Annotated in this window: 13 protein-coding genes and 1 pseudogene; 5 read left to right on the top strand and 9 right to left on the bottom strand. The window is 70.5% G+C overall.

Annotation, left to right across the window (positions count from 1 at the left end; genetic code table 11):
* Positions 1–21: 21 nt before the first annotated feature.
* The 4 genes from Raf01_RS26280 to Raf01_RS26265 form a co-directional block, all read right to left on the bottom strand.
* Complete coding sequence (locus Raf01_RS26280; RefSeq protein ID WP_203920688.1) at positions 22–2,457, bottom strand: hypothetical protein; 2,436 nt, start codon at positions 2,455–2,457, stop codon at positions 22–24.
* Complete coding sequence (locus Raf01_RS26275) at positions 2,454–2,990, bottom strand: hypothetical protein (protein WP_203920687.1); 537 nt, start codon at positions 2,988–2,990, stop codon at positions 2,454–2,456. Before Raf01_RS26275 ends, Raf01_RS26280 begins: the two co-directional genes overlap by 4 nt.
* Before the next feature lie 31 nt (positions 2,991–3,021).
* Positions 3,022–5,142 carry an AfsR/SARP family transcriptional regulator gene (locus Raf01_RS26270; protein ID WP_203920686.1) on the bottom strand — a complete coding sequence of 707 codons (2,121 nt, stop codon included), beginning with the start codon at positions 5,140–5,142 and terminating at the stop codon, positions 3,022–3,024.
* A gap of 107 nt (positions 5,143–5,249) precedes the next feature.
* A complete protein-coding gene (locus Raf01_RS26265; protein ID WP_203920685.1) occupies positions 5,250–7,400 on the bottom strand; it encodes a S53 family peptidase in 2,151 nt (716 codons plus the stop codon).
* Between the two features lie 125 nt (positions 7,401–7,525).
* Here Raf01_RS26265 and Raf01_RS26260 point away from each other — a divergent pair, with 125 nt between their 5' ends.
* From Raf01_RS26260 to Raf01_RS26250, 3 genes are all read left to right on the top strand, one after another.
* Positions 7,526–8,524, top strand: a complete 999-nt coding sequence (locus Raf01_RS26260) for a polyprenyl synthetase family protein (protein WP_203920684.1) — start codon at positions 7,526–7,528, stop codon at positions 8,522–8,524.
* Positions 8,521–10,638, top strand: a complete 2,118-nt coding sequence (locus Raf01_RS26255; RefSeq protein WP_203920683.1) for a hypothetical protein — start codon at positions 8,521–8,523, stop codon at positions 10,636–10,638. Before Raf01_RS26260 ends, Raf01_RS26255 begins: the two co-directional genes overlap by 4 nt.
* Before the next feature lie 629 nt (positions 10,639–11,267).
* Positions 11,268–11,864 carry a dihydrofolate reductase family protein gene (locus Raf01_RS26250; protein WP_203920682.1) on the top strand — a complete coding sequence of 199 codons (597 nt, stop codon included), beginning with the start codon at positions 11,268–11,270 and terminating at the stop codon, positions 11,862–11,864.
* Between the two features lie 124 nt (positions 11,865–11,988).
* Here the strand turns inward: Raf01_RS26250 and Raf01_RS26245 are convergent, their stop codons facing one another.
* The 5 genes from Raf01_RS26245 to Raf01_RS26225 all read right to left on the bottom strand — a co-directional run bounded on the left by Raf01_RS26245 (position 11,989) and on the right by Raf01_RS26225 (position 19,299).
* Positions 11,989–13,182 carry an NAD(P)/FAD-dependent oxidoreductase gene (locus Raf01_RS26245; protein ID WP_203920681.1) on the bottom strand — a complete coding sequence of 398 codons (1,194 nt, stop codon included), beginning with the start codon at positions 13,180–13,182 and terminating at the stop codon, positions 11,989–11,991.
* 39 nt (positions 13,183–13,221) lie between these two features.
* Positions 13,222–14,856: an amino acid adenylation domain-containing protein gene (locus Raf01_RS26240; RefSeq protein ID WP_203920680.1), complete on the bottom strand. Its 1,635-nt coding sequence runs from the start codon at positions 14,854–14,856 to the stop codon at positions 13,222–13,224.
* On the bottom strand, positions 14,853–16,871 hold the full coding sequence (locus Raf01_RS26235) for a beta-ketoacyl synthase N-terminal-like domain-containing protein (RefSeq protein ID WP_203920679.1): 2,019 nt from the start codon (positions 16,869–16,871) through the stop codon (positions 14,853–14,855). The genes Raf01_RS26240 and Raf01_RS26235 overlap by 4 nt, the downstream gene beginning before the upstream one ends.
* A 320-nt stretch (positions 16,872–17,191) precedes the next feature.
* Positions 17,192–18,490, bottom strand: a complete 1,299-nt coding sequence (locus tag Raf01_RS26230; RefSeq protein ID WP_203920678.1) for a serine hydrolase domain-containing protein — start codon at positions 18,488–18,490, stop codon at positions 17,192–17,194.
* A 458-nt stretch (positions 18,491–18,948) separates the two neighbouring features.
* Positions 18,949–19,299, bottom strand: coding sequence for a DoxX family protein (locus tag Raf01_RS26225; RefSeq protein WP_203920677.1), 351 nt, complete (start codon positions 19,297–19,299; stop codon positions 18,949–18,951).
* 386 nt (positions 19,300–19,685) lie between these two features.
* Between Raf01_RS26225 and Raf01_RS26220 the strand changes: the two genes are divergently transcribed.
* Both Raf01_RS26220 and Raf01_RS50815 read left to right on the top strand, forming a co-directional pair.
* Positions 19,686–20,156 (top strand): hypothetical protein, encoded by a 471-nt coding sequence (locus Raf01_RS26220; protein ID WP_239133925.1) that lies wholly within the window; start codon positions 19,686–19,688, stop codon positions 20,154–20,156.
* A 59-nt stretch (positions 20,157–20,215) separates the two neighbouring features.
* Positions 20,216–20,609: pseudogene (locus tag Raf01_RS50815) on the top strand (transposase); the annotation flags it as partial.
* Positions 20,610–21,187: the final 578 nt, after the last annotated feature.

Genomic DNA, 21,187 nt, shown 5'->3' with positions numbered 1-21,187 from the left:
GCTCGAGGCGGCGGCCGAGGTTCAGGTACCCGGTGTGTACCGGCGGTCCCAGACCCCGCTGGTGGTGACCCGCGTCTGCAGGTGCAGGCCGCCGTCCGTGGCCGAGCTGGCGGAGATGCCGGCGATGCCGGTGGCCCCGTCGACCAGTACCGGTGTGACGTCCCAGGTACCGGCGCGCAGTTGCCGGTCGTACACGCCGATCGTCGGGACCAGCGTGACCAGGTGGGTGCGGCCGTCGCCGGTGGTGGCCGCGGCCACCGCGGCGATCGCGGTGTTGGCGTCGAGGCTCGACGAGGCCGACCAGGTGCCGGCGGCGTAGGCGCGGGTACTGACGCCGCTCTGCGTCGCGGTCACGAAGAGCCGTAGCGTACCGGACCCGTCCCTGGCCGCGGCCAGACCGGCGACCGTGGTGGTCGCGTCGATCTTCGTCGCCGTGGCGGCCCAGGCGCCGGAGTACGTGCGGTCCCACACGCCGCTGCCGGAGACGCCGGTGAACAGGTGCGTCACGCCGCCGGCGTCGAGCGCCGCGGCCAGCGAGACCACGGACGTGTTGGTGTCCACCCTGGTCGAGGCGCTCCACGTGCCGGTGCTGCCCAGGGTGCGTTCCCACACGCCGCTCGCGCTCGCGATGAACAGGTGCACGACACCGTCGGCGTCGAGCACCGATGCGATCGCGGGGACCGTGGCGGTCGTGTCGATCTTCGTCGCGCTCGACGACCACACCCCACCGGTGCACGTCCGCGACCAGATGCCCGCACCCGGCACGGTGGTGAAGATCAGCGATGATTCGTTGCCGAGCCCGACCGATGAGGTCAGCGCGATGGACGTGTTGGTGTCGACGTGGCTGGCGTCGGCCCACAGCGGCGGGGTGTCGCCGTAGATCGGCCCGACCAGCTCGATGCTGGTCAGGCTCGCGAGCTTGTTGTAGACGCTCTGGTACACGTCCGGGTCGTTCATGTAGTCGAGGACCCGGTAGTAGTCCATGCCCTGGGTGGGCAGCAGCACGTTCTGGTAGACCCACTCGGCGGCGGCCGCCTCGTCCCCGATCAGCATCGGCCTGGTGGTACCCGGGCCGCCGAACAGGCCGGAGAGGATGAACCCGGCGTCACTGAGGTTCTCCTGAGTGACGACCTGACCGGAGCCAGGGTCGCCGAGGACGGCCGCGAACAGGTCGTGGTACTTGTTGTAGTACGTCTTCGCGTACCCCTGCTCCTGCCCGGTGCCCTTGTAGCCGCCGAGACGTTCGGCCACCAGATGGCTGTTGTTGTAGATGACCCCGATGATGAGGTTGCCGACCTGGCTCTGCGAGAGGAACTGGTCGCGCGCCTGGCTGGTCAGCGCGTTGTCGCCGGTCAGCGGCAGGTTGTAGTACTTGCCGATGGAGTCCAGCACGACGCAACCGGACTCGTTCCTGGTCGGTACGTATTCCCGCCCGTTGCCGCCGACGCAGGCCACCGCGCCCGAGTCGCCGTCCCAGTGGAATGCCTGGGTCCAGATCAGGTCCTGGAGCACGTACACGGTGCCGTTGCCGTAATCGACTTTCACGATCGCGCCGACGGCGTCGACGACGCTGGAGGTGTACCCGGTCGCCGGGCCCACCTTCTCGATGTGCATCAACAGTTCGGGTGCCGCCACACACGCGGCGGCGGAGCTGCCGTCGGCGGGCAGCAGGCTGATGTCCAGCCCGGCCACGACCCGGTCCATCCGGCTCAGGAAGCAGTTGCGGAACTCGTCGTCCCACGCGGCGACCATGCCCACCGCCGGATGGCCGGCGGTGATCGGTGGCATCAGATTGTTGACCACCTGCCGGCTGTAGGAGCTCTGGTTGTCCAACCGGGCGATGGCCGCGTCGGCGTACCCTGCACCGGACCCGTTGGGTACCAGCGGGATCCACCGCCGCAGGCGCGCGATGCCATCGCCCGAGGTGCCGCCGACAACGGCACTCGGCTGGATGATGAGGGTGGACGCCGGGCCCTGGTTCAGATTCGCCATGACATAGTTCGACGACAGGACGCAGATGTCGCCGGCCTCGTTGTCCCGCACGAGGCACCCCAGAGCGCCCGGCGCCGCGCCGTCGACCATGGAGATGTCGCAGCCTTGGATCGGGGCGGGCTGTTTGCCGAGGATCGGCCAGCCGATCGCGTCGGGGGACGCATCGGACCGGGGCGCCGCGTAGGGCCGAGGTACCGCGTAGGGTCGGGCGACCTCGACGACATCGACTCCGACGGCGCGACCCTCGGTGTCGAGGGTACGGGGCAGCGCCCGGCGCGGTGACACCTGCCGCTCGGTGAGCTTCTTGTTGACCATGGCGATGACCGCGGGTTCGTCGGTCTGCACGCCGTTGCGCCAGCGCAGCCCGACGGCGCACCCGGTGAAGGTCGGGTCGTTCAGGTGGGCCCGGAAGAGAGCCTGTTTCGCGCGGTGCAGGGAGGCGGCGGTGTCCGGATCGAGTTTCATGATGCCTGCCTCGACGTCGACGCGATGACCGGGCGCACGCCGTGCTGGCGCATCTGGCGCAGCCCGTCGAGCCACACCTCTGCCGCCGCGTCGGAGCCGGGGTCGAAGTGTGTGGAGACCGTCGCGACAGCCAGCGCCACGGCCGCTGTCAGCGACTGCGGCGACCCGGCCAGGTCGGTGATGCCGTCGAGTAGCCGTTGCGGCGTCACGTCCAACAGGCCGCGACCGGTCAGCGCGGCCAGGCCCGAGCGCACCGAGGCCAGTCGCGCGGCGGGCAGCCGCCGGACGGCCTGTCGCAGGCGCGCGGTGGTGATCCGGGAGGAGGCCGGTCCGGTCTCGCCGAATCCGGGGAACGGGATCGGGAACACCGCCCCGACCGCCGCGATCTGCAGCGTCAGGCGGGCCTGCGCCGGGGTCAGCGACGCGGGCGCCGCCAGGGCCGGCGACGCGGGTACCGCCACCACAGCGGACGCCGCCAGCAGCATGCCGGCGCCGGCGAGTCCCGATGCCTTGAGCAGGTGCCGCCGCGTCACCTCCGGGCGCGGTACGGGTGGGACTGATCGTTCAGCGTGGCTCATGGACCTCTCCGGCAACGCGTGCGGATGGGACAACCGCAAAGGTCGCAAGCCGCGCTCCCACGGCACTGTCAGCCCGCTCCACCGGGGCTGCCGCGGCACGGGAGCCGAACCCCACGGCCGGCTTCGGTCCTCCTGCCGGGAGCGGATGCAGCCGGCAGGAGGCGCGTGCGTGCGCGCGCACGGGTGGCGGCATCACGTACCGGCGCACCCCGGCCGGTCGCAACAGGTGGACGGCGATCAGCCCGTCGAGCACGGCCCGCGCCTGCCTCGGTGACCGCTGCAGGACGGTGGCGGCAACCGGCAGGCTCCATCCGTCGGCGGCATGGCGGCCGAGCCGGTGATAGCCGCGCGCCGTCTCGGTGTCCAGGGCGTGGCAGGACCACGACAGCGTGGTGCGCAGGTCGGTGTCGGTGCCGTCGTCGGCGCTGAGTCCGTCCAGGAATGCCGGGCCGCGCAGGGCCGCCAGCGCTTCGTCGAGGGTACCGCCGGTGCGGGCCATCCGTTCGGCGACGACACGTACCGCCAGGGGCAGCCCGGCGCAGCGGTCCACCAGTTCGGCGACCCGGCCCCGGTCGAAGTGCTCGGCGGGTCGGCCGGTCAGGTCGGCCAGCAGCGCACGTACCGGGTCGGGGCCCAGCCCGTCGAGAGTGAGGCGGCGAGCGCCGTCGCGGGCGACCAGCCCGCGCAGTTGGTCGCGACTGGTCACCACGACCGTGCTGGGGCTGGCGGCACCCGGCAGCAGCGGGCGGACCTGCGCGCTGTCCCGGGCATTGTCCAACACGAGCAGCAGCCGCCGGTCGGCCAGCAGGCCACGCCACCGGGCGGCCCGGGCAGCTAGCCCGGTCGGGATCGCCACGGCACCGAGCGTGTCGAGCAACTGACCCAGTGCCGCGACCGGTTCCAGCGGCGCGCTGGCGGCGTACCCGTCGAGGTCGAGATACAGCGTCCCGTCCGGGAACGCCGCGCGCCGCCGCTGCGCCGCGTGCACGACCAGGGCACTCTTGCCGACGCCGACCGGCCCGACCACCGCCGTGACGGCGGCACTGTCCGGCTCGGCCAGCCACCGGTCCAGCGTGCCCGCCTCGTGGGTACGGCCGTACAGAACGCCGGGCCGGGCCGGAAGCTGACTGCCGGGAGCGGGGACGGCATCCGGCTTCGCGGCGACCCGTTCGGGCTGGGCCGCGGTCCGCCAAGGCTCGGCCCGCTGGGCCTCGGTCCGCTGGGCCTCGGTCCGCAGACTTTCTGTCCGCTGGGCCTCGGTCCGATGGGCCTCTGCCCGCAGAGATTCCGCCCACTGAGCCTCGGTCCGCTGAGGTTCGGCCCGCAGGATCGAGGTGTGCAGCGAGCGCAGTGCGGCACCCGGCTGCACCCCCAACTCCTCCCGCAGCGTGCGGCTGACCGCCTCGTAGGTCACCAGCGCGTCGGCGCGGCGACCCGCGCCGGCCAGCGCGGCCATCAGGTGGGCCGCCAGCGGCTCCCGGAACGGGTAGCTGCCGACGAGCTCGCTGAGCTCCGCCGCCACTTCGGCGTGGCGTCCCAGCAGAAGGCACAGCCGGGCGTGTTCCTCGTGGGCGGCCAGGTACCGCTCGGTCAGCAGGGTGGCGGCGTACCGCCCGAGCCCGGGTGCATCCACATTGGACAGTAGGGGCATCCGCCACAGCCCGATCGCCTGACGTAGCCTGTCGGCGGCCAGGGCGGTGTCGCCGGCCCGATCGGCGCCTGCCGCGGAAGCCGTCAACTTCTCGAAGGCGAGCAGGTCGAGCGTACCGGCGTCGGCCCGCAGCCGGTACCCGAACGGGGTCGTCTCGACCACCTCGTCGCCGACCGCGTGACGCAGCCGGGACATGGCGTTCTGCAGCGCGGCGCGCGGGTGGGCCGGGCGCGCCTCGCCCCACGCCCACTCGATGAGCCGGTCGGTCGGCACGTCCTTGTTCGGTGAGAGCAGGAGCGCGGCCAGCAGCGCCAGTACCCGCCGTCCGGCCAGTGGCACCGGCGCACCGACCCGTACCGCCGTGACCGGCCCGAGCACCGTGAACGAAACTCCGGTGAACGAAACCCCCGTGAACGAAACCCCCGTGAACGAAACCCCCGTGAACGAAACCCCCATGGGGCCAGGGTCGGCGGTGGACAAACGTTTCCCGCACGAATCGCGCACGTCCGCGTCGCCGGCCCACCCAGCCGGGCGGGACCGGCGACGCGATCGGGGCCGGGCCGCTACTGCGGGTTTGCCACCCGGTCGTACACGCCGATCCCGGCGACCCGGCTGATCAGGTGCACGATGCCGTTGCTGTCCGGGGTGGCGGCGACGGACGTGACGTTGGCGTTCGGATCGGCCAGCACCGCGGTGCTGTCCCAACTGCTGCTGCCGTGCATCAGCCGGTCGTACACCCCGTTGGAGCGTTTGGTCAGCAGGTGCACGATGCCGTCGGTGCTCCGGACGGCGGCGGTGACGGTGACGGTCGTGTTCGTGTCCAGGTGGGTCGAGCCCGACCAGGTGGTGCCGGTCAGCGTGCGCGTCCACACGCCACTGGCGGGTACCGTCATGAACAGGTGGACCGCGCCGGTGATGTCGCAGACGGCCGACAGGTTGGTGATGGCGCCGTTGGTGTCCAGGTGGGTCGAGCCCGACCAGGTGGTGCCGGTCAGTGTGCGTGTCCACACCCCGCTGCTCGGTACCGTCATGAACAGGTCCACCGCGCCGGCCAGGTCGGTGGTCGCCGCGATCGGTCCGATCGACGGATTCGTGTCGACCTGCGCCGCGGCGGACCAGGTGCCGTTCCGGTACACGCGTTCCCACACGCCGTTGTTGGGCTCGCTCATCAGCAGGTGCACCGCTCCGGTGGCGTCGGTCGCGGCCGCGATGTACGAGATGGCGGTCGTCGAATCTACCTTCGTCGCGCTGCTCGCCCAGATGCCGTTCACGGATCGGCGCATCCAGACGCCGCTGCCCGGTACGACGGTGAACAGGTACGAGGTGGACGCCGAGACCGCGGTCGACGCGACCACCGAGATGTTGGCGTTGCCGTCGATGAGACCGGGAACGGTCGACCATCCCGGGGCGCGGAAGGCGCCCACCCCGTTCGGAGTGCCCAGGCCGGTCGGCCCGTCGTAGCCGTACCCCGCCGTGCACAGGTACGCGAGGTTGCCTGTCCCGCACCCGCCGAGCGAATTCGTACCGCCGACCACGTCGTTGAGCATCGTCGGGTGCAGGTACGGGTACTGCGCCGGATGGGACGTGCTGCTCGGTGGCGCACCGGCCAGTGCGTACGCCGCCGCGACGATCGGTGCCGAGACGCTCGTGCCGCCGAAGATGCCCCAGCCGCCCGGGTAGCGCACGCTCACACCGGTGTACGGGTCCGCGACGGCCGACACGTCCGCGGTGGTGCGGTTCGCGCACCCGGTATCGTGCTGCCACGGCGGTTTCGCGCCGTACAGCGAGCATCCGGAGCCGCCGAGCGTCCAGGTGATCTCGTCCCAGCCGCGGGCATTGGTCGACTTCAGCAGCGACGTGCCGCCGACGGAGATGACGTTCGGTGACGCGGCCGGGTACGAGACGCCGTAGCCGTCGTCGCCCGTCGAGGCGGTCATCACGACGCCGTCCTGGCGGTAGAACGCGTCGAGCGAGGCGTCGGTGCCGGGCTCCTCCGGGAAGCCGTAGCTGTTCGAGACGAACTTCGCCCCGAGCGTGGTCGCGATGTAGGCGCCCTCCGCCAGGTCGATGTCGAGCTGGTCGTCGGTCTCCACGAGCAGGATGTGGCAGCGGGGGCAGATCGCCGAGACCATGTCGACGTCCAGCGCCGATTCCCCGGCCCAGTCGGGGACCGCCTGCGACGGAAGCGGGCTGGCCTTGCCCTCCTGGTTCACCTTGCGGAAGCAGCCGTTGGCCGTGGTGCACGGCGGTAGGCCGTAGAACGACCGGTAGGTGGCCAGATCGCTTTCGGCGGTGGGGCTGTCGCCGTCCTCGACCACCGCCACCGTCTGGCCGTCGCCCTGGTACGCCGACGGCAGGTTGTACGCGGCCTGCAGGTCGGCCGGAGCCCAGCCCTCATCGACGATGCCGTTCGGCGTCGCCCCCTGTACCGGCGGGATGTCCAGCCGCAGTGCCTGACACGCCGCGTACCCGGGCTTCGGCGGCGGGCACACGCGGACCACGTTCGCGTGCGGCGGGGCGGCCAACCGGTGGCCGCGCGGCGCCGGCAGCGGCGGCGCCGGTCGGGCGGCCGTCCCCGGGGTGGCCGCGGGCGGCGGGGCGGCGGGTGCGGCGGAGGCCGGACGGGCAACCACCATCAGGGCCGTCGCCAGTACGCAGGCTGCGGCCAGGCTCATCACGTGTCGCGCCCGGTTCGGCGCTCGATACGGCATCACGCGCCCACAGTGACGGCGCCTGCTGTCGGCGCACTGTCACCCCGCTCGTTTCCGGCGGGAGCGCTTGGCAGCGGTCCGACAGCCCCGCCTGTTGCGATGACTCGCACGACGAAAGGACCCAGCACATGGACGCCGAAGCCCGGCGGCAGCGTTTCCGCGCGCACGTGGCGGCCCGGCTGCGGACGTTGACCAGCGAACTCGCGCCGCCGGTCCGCGCGCTGGCCGCCCGGCCCGGCAAGCAACTGCGGTCCACGCTGCTGTACGCCTGTGCCACGACTGGTCTGGGTCGTGGCGCGGCGCCAGACGCGCCGAGCCCGACCGGTCGGCGCGAGCCAGCGGCCGACCTGGGGCAACTCGTGCGCCTCGGCGCTCTGGTCGAACTCGTGCACCTGGCCTCCCTGGTGCACGACGACATCATCGACCGGGCCGAGCAGCGGCGCGCCGGACCGGCCGTCCACGTCGGCATGGGCTCCGAGCGGGCGGGGCTGGCCGGCCTGTCCTGCTTCGCTCTGGCGGGTAAGGAGGCGGCCGACCTCGGCGGCGGCCTACCCGTGCTGGTCAGTCGCGCCATGGCCGGCTTGGCGTACGGGGAGCTGCTCGACATCGAGCGGGCCTTCGACACCACCCTGGCGCTGCCGGACTACCTCGAACTGGTCACCCGCAAGACCGGCGAACTGTTCCAACTCGCCTGCGTGCTCGGCGCGGCCACCGGCGACGGCGACCAGGCGCGTGTCGACGCCCTCGGTCGCTTCGGGTTGGAATTCGGCGTCGCGTTCCAGGTGCTCGACGACTGCCTGGACTTCGGTGCCCCGGACTTCGGTGCGCCGGACTCCGGCAAGCCGGTCGGCACCGACCACCTGCTGGGCCTGTTCGGTGCTCCGACCCTGTACGCCCTGGCCCAGGACACTTCCGGCGCGCTCGCCACGCTGCTGCTGGCGCCCTCGTTCACGGCTGCGGACATACCGGCCGTGCGTGACCACGTACGGTCTTCCGGCGGGCTCGCCGCGGCAAACGCACTCGCCCGGAGCCGGTACGAACGCGCGCTGGGTCATCTCGACTCTGTGGACCCGCAGACCCGCGCGGCGCTGCTCGACGTGACCGCTCAGGCATGGAACCTCGGATGAGCGGCCCGCGACGGGTCGACGTCATCGTCACCGGGGCCGGTCCGGCCGGCGCCGCGGCCGCCACCGCCCTGGCCGGACCCACCCGGTCGGTCCTGCTGGTGGACGACGGCACCCCGGCGCGCTCGTACGACGCCTTCCTGAGCGCGCCCACCATGGAGGGGCTGCGGCGGCTGGCCGTCGACCTTCCGGCGCAGCCCGTGGACGGCATCGACCTGGTCTTCGGTACCCGCTCACGTCGGCTGGTACCGGTGCGGGCCGCCGCCTGCGACCACGCGGCACTGGCCCGGGCACTGCGCGGCGCGGCCGGCCACGCCGGAGCCGATCGTGTCCGAGCCACCGCCCGCCTGCTCGGCCGCGACGAGGGCTGGTTCGCGCTCGCGCTGGACGGCGTACCGGTGCTGGCCCGCCATCTCGTGGTGGCGACCGGCACCAGCGGCAGGCCCGGCCACTGGATGGGAACGGCGTGCGTGCAACGGTTCGCCGGCATCGATCTCGGCACCCGGACAACGCTGGCCGTCGCCCAACCCGACGGCACTGATCCCCGTCAACCGCCGACCTGCGTCTGGGCGGTACCGGCGCCGGGTGGCGGTGCCAGTGTCGGCGTCGCCAGTGTCGGTGTCGCCGGTGTCGGCGGTGCCAGTGTCGGCGGTGCCGGTGTCGGCGCTGCCGGTGCCGGAGACCGACCGGTGGACCCGGACGCGCTGCTCGCCCTTGCGCTGGCCGAACTGCGGCGCATCGACGCCCGCTTCACCGATCTGGTACCCGCGGGGCCTGTGGTCAGCGGTCCGATCGACGCCGGCTTCGTCCCCGAGCGCCTCACTGTCGACGGCCTCCTCATCGGAGCGGCCGCCGGGCTGACCAACCCGTTCACGGGCGAGGGGCTGAGCGGAGCGCTCCAGAGCGCCCTGCTCGCCGCCGAATCCATCACCGCCCATCCGGACGACCCCGACGCCGCCCGCCGCGCCTACGCCCAGCGGGTGCGGACGGCGTTCGTCGGCTACTTCGAGACCGCCCGCCACGCGTCCCGCCGCTACCACCTGACCTGGCGGGTACTCGCCGACGCCGCATCCAGTGACCAGCCCTTCGCCGCGAAAGCCCGGCGGGCGATCCTGTTCCCGGAGGGCATCGCCGGCCTCGGGGAACAGCGGGTCGCCATCCCCGACGCCCCGCTCGTCCAGCCGTTCCTGCTGGCCTGCGACGAGGTCGCCATCTCGGTCATCCGGCGGGAGTGGCCGTTTCTGGCCCGGTTGGCGTCAATCGAGGACACCGGCGACAGCCAGCGCCCGCGGCCCGCCCTTCTGTTCCTCGGCGCCCTGATCGCCGACCGGTCCACGCTCGACGTGCGCCACGCCACCACCGCCGCGGCGATCGAACTGGCCACTCTGGGCGCGCTCGCGTTCCTCCACCCCCCTCCGCCCAGAACGGGTGTTCGCGACGTCGACTGGGCGGCCGCCGCGACGGTGCTGTCCGGTGACTTCCTGCTCGCCCAGGCGTCCCGGCTGATCGCCGAATCCGCTCCCGACGCGTCCTGGATGTTCGCCGACTGGCTGGCCGAGCTGGCCGGACTGCGGGCCGCCGCGCTCGATCCGGACAAGCCGTCACAACCCGAGCTGGTCTACGCGGCGCTGTTCGAGTTCCCGGCACGGATCGGGGCGATTCTCGGAGGTGCGCCGGCGCGCGTCGTACACGCGCTCGCCGAGTACGGATACCACTGCGGCCGCGCGTTTCTGCATGCCGAGGACGTGCTGGCCGTGCGGGGGGAGCGGACCCGGCTCGACACGACACTGGAGGCGATGCTCGCCGGCAGGTTCACCGGACTGCCCGAGACGCTCACCGATCGGCTCGAGACGGCCGACCGTGAGGCGGTGCGGGCGAATCTGTTGTCGGGCGCGGAGGCGGCCTGTGGCGAGGCACGCGGGCGCGCCGTGGCCTCGCTGACCGCGGTCGTCAACCCCACCGCGGTACGCCTGCTCGGCCAGTTCATCGACGCGATCGCCGCACCATGCTCCCGTGACCACCCGGCGCGAGGAACGGCCGACGTGGCCGGAGACTCAGCGACATTGGCCGGGCCTGATCCGATGCATTTGGGTGGGCAGGTCGGTCTATACGAGTAGAGACGGATTCGGAGGCTGACTGTGGCGGCGACTGGTCTGGGTCGTCGCGCGGCGTCAGATGCGCCGAGCCAGACTGGTCGGAACCGCGCGGAGAACTGGAACTACACGGCGGACGTGCTGGAACGATTGACGATGGCGGGCAGCCGCCCCGTGGTGGTCGTCGAAGATCAGAAGATCAGCGGTACGGAGGCGAGGACGAGAAGGAAACCGTGCACGTGGTCCTGGTGCCGCGGGACCCGGCCGGCGTCCGGACTTCGATCGGCTGACCCACCAGATCACCGACGCGCTCGGGGAGCTCTACGCCCCTGCCTCGTACTCGGTCGCCGAGTCTCTCCCGTACACCGCCCTCGGCAAGACTGACCAGAAGGCTCTCCGCGAGGCCCTGCTGAACGCGCGCGTGCCGGCCCCGTGAGCCACGATGCCGCTCACGGTGTCCCGCGCGCCGGCTGAGCCGGCGGATGTTACGGTCGACAGCGACGCCGCAACCCTCGCCGCCCTGCTGTGGAAGCGCCACTCACTGGCGGCGGCCGTCAAGTCCGGGGCCGCGGTGGTGACCGGTAGCCGCGCGGTGCTCGGCCAGTCTCTGCGGGTGTTCCCGCGACAATGCCCGCCGGATCGGAAGGACTCCGATGAGTCGACTCATTCTCCAGATGCAAACCTCTATCGACGGGTACGTCGACAGCGAGCTTCCCGACTCGCGGTGGCAGGCGTGGAACTGGGGGCCGGACTGGCCCTGGTCGGCCGGTCTCCGCTCGTTTTTCAACCGGGTCTTCGCGCAGGCGTCGGGCATCCTGCTCAGCCGGCCGATGGTGGATGAGGGCTACCTCGACCATTGGCGGGCGACGGCCGAGCGCCATCCCGGTGAGCCGGACTACGATTTCGCGCGGGCGATCGGCGCACTGCCCAGATTCGCCGTCAGCAGGTCGGGTGAGCCCGAGCGTCATTGGCCCAACCTGACCGTCCTCAATGGAGACCTCGCCGGCATCGTCGGGCGGGCCAAGGAGCGGGCCGGCGGTGACGTGTTGTGTTTCGGTGGCGCCGGCCTGGCCAACGCGCTGGTGCGTGCCGACCTCGTCGACGAGCTTCAACTGTTCATCAACCCGGGATTCGCCGGGGGAGGTCGACGCATCTTCGACGAGTCGATGGCCACCCGCCACTACCGCGCCGCGGACGCCGAGGCATACCCGTGCGGCATCGTCGTCACCCGCTGGGCGAAACCGGCGTGACGAACCGGCGCGACCCCGTCGCCGCCGACCCCATCGAGTGGATGGATGGGGGAGCGCCGCGAGCGGGCGTGCCGGATTGGGCGCCGACAGCCACTCGGACGACAGCCACTCGGACGACAGCTGCTCAGACGACGGCCAGCCGTTCCAGCAGCAGCGGGTAGAGGTCGCTCGTGGTCCCGATGCCGGCGACCAGGTCGAAGTAGATCGAGGTGAGTTCCGGGTCCGCCTGCACGGCCCGTAACAGCGAGAGGCGTTGGTCGTGCGGCGGGGCGAGTCGCGCCACCGTCAGGGTGGATTCGTACCCCGGCACGAGCGCGCCGTCGCGGTCTTCCTCGTACCGCGTCAATGCCCGGTCGAGCAGGGCCGGATCGCCGCCGAGCCGTCCGCCGAGCCGCGTCGCCAGGGTTTCGGCTTGAAAGAAGGCGTCGCTGATGCCGCGGGCGGTGATGGAATCCTTGTGGTGGCCGGCGTCGCCGGCCAGTGCCCAGCCGGGCCCGGTCGCCCGCCGGAAGAAATTCTCCTGATCGCCGGTACCACGAAGCCGCTCAAGTCGTTCCTTTCCGCGCAGCCGCTCGTACAGGACCGGCGCGGTGATGCGTACCTGGTCGAGGTGAGCGCGATCCGCGGCGACGCGGACCTCACCGAAGCGGGACTGCGGGAAGTAGGTCAGAACCAGGGTGGCGCCGTCGTGCGTGGGGACGGCCGCCACCCAACTCCCGGTCTTCTCGTAGAGCTCCAGGGCGGCGGGAACATCCGCCCAGTACGAGTAGTAGGCGCAGGTCAGCTTCGGGTGCCGAAGCGTGTAGGGGGCCTGCGCGAGCCGGGCGACGGCGGACCGCATGCCGTCCGCACCGATCACCAGGTGGGCTCGCTCGGAGAAGTACCCACCGTCGTGGCGCCCTTCCACGCCGACGACGCGCCCGGTGTCGTCGCGTAGCAGGCCGGTGACCCGGCACCGCTCGCGTAGTTCGGCACCGGCCGCGGTCGCGGCCTCCACCAGGATGGCGTCCAGGACGTGACGGCGTGGCGAATAGCCCGCGCGCTGTCCCTCCACACCCCGGGCGCATCCTTCGAGGCGGACGTCGGCGACTTCATACACCGCGCGGTTCAGCGGTGGACAGCCGGAGGCGCGCAGTGTCTCCAGCAGGCCCCAGCGGGCGAGCGCGGCGACACCCGGCTGATGAATCAGGTGCGTGGAAAGCGTGTCGGAAGGGAACGCCGCCCGGTCCAGCAGGAGAACCCGGTACCCCGCGCGGGCGAGCAGCATGGCGACGGGAGAGCCAGCGCAACGGGCGCCGACCACGATGGCGTCGAACATGGAGGTACCTCCGCGATGGATGTATGGGGCGTCGCCGGGTCAGCGGGAGCGGGCGAGTTCGACGAGCAGAGACGACCGATCGACCTTGCCGTTGGCGTTCAGCGGCAACTGGTCAAGGACGGCGATCCGGCGTGGCAGCATGTACGGCGGCAGGTGTTCGCCGAGCGCGGCGTACAACCGTTCGGGGAGGCACTCACGACCGGTGACCGCCGCCGCCAGCTCCGGTTCGCCGTCGGCGGCCTGTACGGCGACGACGGTCGCGTCGCGCACGCCGGGCAGCCGTCGCAGGGCCGCTTCGATCTCCCCGAGTTCGATCCGGTGGCCGCGCACTTTGATCTGGTGGTCGATCCGTCCGAGGTGGACCATCACGCCGTCGTGCCAGGCCACTCGGTCCCCCGTCCGGTACCAGTGGTCCGCCGTTCCGTGGTCCGCGGTTTCGTGGTCTGCGGTTTCGTGGTCTGCGGTTTCGTGGTCGGCCGTTCCGTCCGCGGGCCGGAAGTGCCCCGCGTTGTCCGCGGGATCGAGATAGCCGGCGAAGCGCTGCGGGCCCCGTGCGCACAGCTCGCCGTGGTCGGCCTCCGCGCCGTTTTCGTCCAGCAGCAGGAATTCCAGGGCGGGTAGGCACGTCCCGATCGGGACCGTGCCGTTGGGCGTGTGAGGCCAGTCGGCGGGGTCAGCGGCCAGCCGGTAGGCGGTGCAGGCGATGGTGAGTTCGGTCGGGCCGTACAGGACCTCCAGCCTGCTGTTCGGCGCGGCGCTCTGCCACTGCCTCGCCGCATCGAGGGCGACCGCCTCGCCGCCGAACAGGCTCCACCTCAGCGTCGGCATGCTGCCCGGTACAAGCGTGCCCAGGCGTGCGGCGAAGGAGACCAGCGATGGCACCGAGAACCAGTGCGAGAGCCGCAGGGCGTTGACCGCCTTCACCGGAGACAGGAGCTGGGCGCGCTGCGGTACAACCAGGGTTCCGCCGCACGCCCAGGTGACGAACAGGTCGTGGACCGAGCCGTCGAAGGTGAGGTCGAAGTTGCCCGAGACTCTGCTGCCGGGGCCGATCTCGTACCGGGACACCATCTGGCCCAGGTAGGCGTTGAGGTTGCGGTGTGTGATCGGCACGCCCTTGGGGACGCCGGTCGATCCCGAGGTGAAGATGATGTACGCGATGTCGTCCGGGCCGGCGTCCCGGAATTCCGTCGGCTCCGGTGACTCCGCCGGCCCCCCGCCGGCCTTGCCCGGGTCCGCCGGCCCACCGCCGGCCTGGTGCGGGTCCGCGGGCTCGCCGCCGGCCTTGTCCGGGTCCGCCACCAGCTTGGGCACGCCGAGGTCGGCACCGACGCCGGCGGTGTCGGCCAGCACCAGGTCGATCCCGGCGGCGTCGACGATGCGACGGATGCGGGAAGCGGGATGCTCGGGATTGAGCGGTACGACCGCCGCGCCGGCGCGTAACACGGCGAGGTAACCGGCGTACGCGACCACCGAACGGCTCGCCAGGAGGCCGACCCGCCGTGGGGCGCTTCCGCCGTGCGCCGCGACCAGACGTGCCGCGAGCCGTTCCGCCAGGCCGCGCAGTTCCGCGTACGTCAACCGTTCGCCGGCCACCTCGAGGGCGTGGCAACTGTCGCCGTACGCGTCGGCGGAGCGGTCGAACCAGACGTAGGCGTTCCGCGGTTCGCTCATCGGGCCACCGCCTCCAGGTCCCGGGCCCACTGGCGCAGCTCGTCCACCGTATGCAGGCGGCCGATGACCTCCGGGTCCAGCTCGTGGCCGGTCTTCTTCTGCAGCTCGACAATCAGCTGCAGCTTCGCCAGCGAGTCGATGCCGATTTCGGCGAGCGTGGACCCGGCGTGGAAGTGCGTACGCGCGTGCTGGCGCAGGATCCAGGTCGCGAGGTCGCCACCGTCTTCTTCGTGCCGCTCGCCGGGCCAGTAGCGCCTGGTCTGCCACGGGTACGTGGGTAGCGGAACGTACCGGCCGGGTGCGCCGAACAACGCTTCCCAGTCGATCGTCTCCCCGGCACGGTAGCGGTCGGCGAGTTCGGCGAGTTCGGCGATGGCCGGGTCGGCCGAGGACGGACCCGTTGCTTTGTCGAGCGCGGCCACCAGTTCGTCATGCGAGGTCCCGGTCACCGCTCGCCGGTGCTCCAGGTGCTGCCGACGCATCGCGGCGCTGCGGCAGATGTCCCGCAGGGCATGCGCGGCGCCCGGCCCGCCGGGGCCGAGGTAGACGGCGTACGCGCGGCACAAGGCCCGAAGAGCTTCGGGGGTACGAGCCGAGATGGCCAGAAGGTATGGTGCGCCGCTCCCGTCCCTGTCGTACGGAGCCTCGTCATACGGAGGCTGGACGGTCTCCGTCTGGCGGAGCACCACGTGCGCGTTGAGGGCCGAGGAACCCTGCCCGGACACTCCGACGATCGCCGGACGGTCGGCGTCGGGCAGGTCGGTCAGGGTCGCCGGTATCCTCATCGGCATTTCGTCCCAGGCCACATCGGGATGCGGAGTCTCGACGTGGAGACTGGCCGGAACCTTGCCGTGCTCCAGGCACAGCACCGCCTTTATCAGCCCGGCCAGGCCACCCGCCGCCTCGGCGTGGCCGATGTTCGACTTGACCGAGCCGACCAGCAGCGGCCGGTCCGCCGCTCGCCCGGCCCCCAGTACCTGTCCCACGGCGCGCAGTTCCAGAGGGTCCAGCAGAGGCGAGCCGGATCCGTGCGCCTCGACATAGTCCACGTCGGCCGGGTTCAGGCCCGCGTCCGCGTAGGCCCAGCGAAGCACCTCGACCTGCCCCGCCAGCGACGGGTTCAGCACGGAGTCGCTGGTGCGACCATCGTTGCCGATCGCGCTGCCGACGATGACGGCGCGTACCCGGTCGCCGTCGGCTACAGCGTCGGCCAGCGGCTTGAGCACGACGACCGCCACCGCGTCGCTCGGCGCGTGGCCATCCGCACGCGCGTCCCCGAACTTGCTACGACCGTCGCCGGCCAGCGTCCCGGCCTGCGACATCATGACACCCTCGTCCGGTCTCATCGGGAGGTTCACCCCGGCGGCCAGAGCGAGTCGGCTTTCCCCGGTGCGCAGGCTCTGTACCGCCTGGTGCACGGCCACCAGCGACGACGAACACGCGGTGTCCACGACGACGCTGGGCCCCCTCAGGTCGAAGTGATAGGACAGCCGCGCCGCGAGCAGCGAACGAACGTTGTTGAACTGCGCGGCCGTCGCCGCCTCCAGTCCCTGCCGGAACGCATTCTCCAGGTAATCCGCGCGCGAGTTGCCGACGAAGACCCCGGACCTGCTGCCGGCCAGCAGGTCCGGGCGCTGGCCCGCGTCCTCCAGCGCCTCCCAGGCCGTCATCAGCAGCAGTCGTTGCTGCGGATCGAGTTCGACCGCCTCGGCGGCGGACATGCCAAAGAACTCGGCGTCGAAGTCCGCCAAACCGTCCAGATACCCGCCGCGACGGGCAACCATCTTCCCCGGCGTTCGCCGCGGGGAGTACACGGCGTCCACCTCGTACCGCTCGGGCGGAGTCATGCGCGTCGCGTCGACACCCTGACACAGCAGATCCCACAGTTCATCGGGACCCGACGCGCCCGGCAGCCGGCAGGCCATCCCGACCACCGCCACCGATCGCGCTTCCACCGATCGTGCCGCCACCGGTCGCGTCTCCAGCGATCGCGCTTCCACGGCATCCCCGTCCATCGGATTACTCCTTTGCTGCCGGCCTTAGGCTCACCGATACATCCGGCGATGCCTCCATCGACCGGGTAGCCCCGAGGGATGTGAGGTGCGGTGACTCGCATCACACGGACGGGGTTCGGCGGTCCCGCGCAGCATGACCAACCCGACGGCTTGCGACGGCTGCGAGCGCCACCATCCTGTTGCTGTCGCCCCATTGGACGTGACCCTGTCGTGGGTCCGGTTCGGACCCACGACAGGGCTGGTGGTTTGGCTCGGCCGTCCTGACTCAGAAAGCACTGTCGGGTATCGGAAGTATTTCGGGTATCAGAAGTACTGAGGTATCAGAAGTACTGCGGGTAGAGGTCGTTGGTCGGCCATTGGGTCACCGCGTCGGCCGCGTTCCACAGCGCGGAGTCGATCGCGTTGTAGTTCCCCGAACCGTCCGACGATTCGTCCCGCCGGTTGAACAGCGCGGACCAACTCCGACCGTTGTAGCAGCGCACCAACCAGGTCCAGGTGCCAGGGAGACTGCCGTTGTGCCAGGCGTTGTAACCGACGCCGGCACCGTTGGTCGACCGGATGAACCAGCCGTACCCGTAGTAGTAACCGTCGCCGTCCAACGGGGTGTCCTGCCGCGCGAAGGTGGCACTGACCGAGCCCGGGTTGAGGACGCTCGTGTTCCCATCGAAGATGGAGCCGAACCGGACCAGGTCGACGGCACTGGCCAGCCAGCCACCGTGCGAGTCCATGTTTTCCAGGTTGAAGCCGCCGTACGGCCACGGCACATCCGTACCCGACGGATTCAACACGGTCGTCGTCAATGGCAGCGTGGTCTGGTAAGGCGACTCGGTCGGCATCGGCAGGCTGGCCGCGCTCTGTCCGATGCGCATCCGGGTGATGCCCATCGGGGCGAGCACCGCCTGCTGCACGTAGTTCGCGTACGCCAGACCGGTGACCGCTTCGATCACCCGACCCAGCAGCATATAGCCGTAGTTGCTGTAGGCGAAGGTACCCGGGTCGTTGTCGAGCCCCCAACCCGAGCGGTACTTGATGATCTGCCGTTGGGTAACCGGCAGGTTGCTCTGGCCGCCGGCGATCTGCACGTCCGCGAACATCGGATCGAACCCTGTGACCAGCGGGTCACCCCAGCCGCCCAGGTGGTGGAGCACGCGGCGTACGGTCACCTGATCCAGCCGCGAATCGACGATGTGACCGGCGCTCGATGTCAGGTCGATCAGCTGATCGATGGGTGTGTCGAGGTTGAGCCGGCCCTCCTGCGCGAGCCTGCTGACCGCCGTGGCGGTGACCGACTTGCTGATGCTGGCGATGCGGAACAACGTGGTTGGCCCGACGCGCTGACCGACCGGCGGCGTCTGCGTGGAGTTGAGGGTGTAGCCGCTCGCCTTGACCAGACGACCCCCCGTGGTGACCGCAAGAGACCCGCTGGTGATGCCGCGGGCCTTCATGAAGTCGAGCATGGCGTTGTCAAAGGACGTCATGCCCGGAGTCGAAGGCCCGTCGATCCACGTGTGCCAGGTGGTGTCCGCGCTGGCCGATGCGCGGGTGGCCGGGGCCAGGGCCGCGGTGACCGCGGCCGCACCCGCCAACTTCATCACACTGCGACGACTCACTCCGCTCATGCTTTCCTCCCCAGGATCCGATTCATCGTTTGGTGTTCATGGTCCGGTCGATCCGCGCCCTGGCCCGTATCGCACCGAACGGGTGACGCCGGCGGTCGGCGTCGGCACGCGTGCCGCGTCCGGGACGTGACCCGTGGGATGTTCACGATCTTCCCCCTTCCTCTCGTAGCCTGTTCCAGCCCTCGAACAGGCGGTGGGAACCGACCAACGTGGTCTCGGTCCGGTCGTGGAAAGCCCGCGCGACCAGCCGCTGGTTCTGGGCCGCGCCATCTCGTTCACGTGGCGGCTTCTCCTTCTTCGACGCGGACTCAACCATCCGCAGATGTAGATTCATCTGCCCCCGAGAATCCGTCGCCACGACCCCGAAGAGTGGCGCTGCTCACTGTTGCGGCGCCGGTTTGAGGTGATACTGGTTTGATTTCGCGAGTGAGCGGCTTTCGTGGGAAGTGCGTGGATCGCTACAGAGACAAGGCCCGCAGGGTGAGGGCCGCGACCGCGAGGAGCAGCAACACCAGGGGGCTCGGCAGGTTCTTGAAGTCGCTCTTCCGCAGGTGGGCGCCGACCGCGCCGATGAAGAAGACCACCACGCCGATGGCGGCGGCGATGCCGAGCGGTGCGTACCAGATTCCGATCAGCAATCCGAGCCCGCCAGCGATCTCGCAGGTAGCCAGGAACGGGAACATGCCGAGAGGCACGCCGATACCGGTGAGCCCGTCGACGATCTCCTTCTTCCGGCTGAGCTTGCCGTAACCGGACGCGAGTACCGCGAGTGCCAGCACAGACCCTACGACGACGTAGGCGATGAACATGGGGTGCTCCAGATTCTGGTGTGGTGATCCTGTTGGCGGCGTTCCAGTGCGCGAGGTAGTCGCGGATACGGGCGATCGGCGCGGTGACTGCTGTGGATGGGGTTGTCTCACCAGTACGACAAAACAGCCGCCCGGAATGTGAGGCGACGCGCCAGCGGGTCGCGCACGGCGCCGACCAGTCCAGCTTGTCGGCGGTGTGTAGTTCGGTCGGCGGTATCTCGTGCAGGCGTTGTCACACCCCGGCCTGCTGCCATTCGGCCGGTCGCCGCCAGCCGGTCATCCCTGACCCGAAGCCCGCCTGCTGCGCAGGGAACTCCTAGTACTCCAGTGACACTTCGCGACCTCGTCCGTCTGGGCTGCGGCAAGATGGGTTGGTGCCAGATGAGTTGAGGCTGTTCGCGGACTACTACCAGATCCACTTGTTCGATGAGGGTTCGGTGACCGATCTCGGAGAGGTGTGGACAGAGGAGGCGATGGCCGACCAACTCGCGGTCGCCGAGGATGCTGTCGCTATCGGTACTGCTGTGAACGTGTTCGTGGAGGTCGCGATCGAGGTGCTGGACCGGGCTCCAGCAGACGACAGCGCCGATTTTGACCACGTCGTCGAAGGCAGCGTGGAGATTCGGTCTGGACGCCTGGTGGTGATGGGCTGTACGGATTTCGAGCCCGACGCGGCGCGTTTCACTGTTCCCGCCGGGTGGCTGCGGGTCCGGGTAGCGAAGTCGAACCTGGAGGTCGCGGCCCGGCTGGGCATCGATTCCGACGAGGACCACGCAACAACCGAACGGATACGGGTTCAGGTGTGGCCCGCCGCGCCGACGCCGCTCGTCGTGCTCAAACAGTGGGCCCACCGTTAGGACATAGACGGCCACTGCGTGATCATCGATGGTTTGTGAGGACAACCGAAGATCGTGCAGTGGCCGCGGGTCACAGCGTGGACCCCGCCGGCTGGCAGGTGGTATTCGACGAGGCGCTGGAACACGTCGCTGGGCGGTTCGGACGGCGGGAACCACGACTGGCCGCCCGGGCATTCGTGGCCGGACTGCTATCGCCAGCCGAACGCAAGACCTGCCGGACCGCCGCATCTATTTGCCCGAACAGACGTGTGCACCGACCCTCAGCGCCGCACCGCAGCGGGCGTACCAGACACGATCGAGTTCACCACCAAACCACACCTGGCCCTACAGATGATCGGCGCGGCGCTCCGGTCGGGAGTGCCCGCCGGGTGGGTCGCCGCCGACGAGGTCTACGGCGCTGACCCGCAACTGCGCGCTGGGCTGGAAGCCCACGGGCTGGGCCACGTGTCTGCGCCGCCAGGCAACCCACCGAATCCGTCGACCCCACCCGAGCAGCCCGAACCCGGACCCCGATCCGGCTGACCCTGCCAGAAATCCGCCGCCTACTTCACATCCTGATCTTCAAGACCTCAACGAACGTCCTGCACGCTCTGCACTGGTCGGCCTGGCGCCGAGCACACCAAGCCCGCGCCCGCCAGGCCCATCACCAGCGACGACTCTCTCTACTGACCACATAGATCTCCAAGTGTCACTGGAGTACTAGGCGACGCCGGTGGAGAGCACGAACGGGATTCCGCACAGCGCCTTGCGGTCGGGCAGCCGTCGGCGTTCGGAGCGCCCCCGCGGTCGGACGGCCGTCGGCGTCTCGGATTGCGGTACTGGCGCTCGACCCTGGGAATCCGCGGCTCGATCCGCTCCCACAGCCCGCCCGGCACGATCCAGGGGACTGCTCGCCCTTCCTCACGGGGCATGACCAATCGATCGTCCGTCCAGGACGAAGCCCCAAGAACCACTACTCGGGACTTGTTATTCGCGTCGGTGGTAGTTGTTCCGGCGGGGTTGCTGCTCCGCGTCGATGTAGGCCGGCGGGA

The organism is Rugosimonospora africana, assembly GCF_016862975.1.
GTDB lineage: Bacteria > Actinomycetota > Actinomycetes > Mycobacteriales > Micromonosporaceae > Rugosimonospora > Rugosimonospora africana.
The sequence above is the reverse complement of the archived record's forward strand: the minus strand, read 5'-3'. Positions and strand labels throughout refer to the sequence as shown.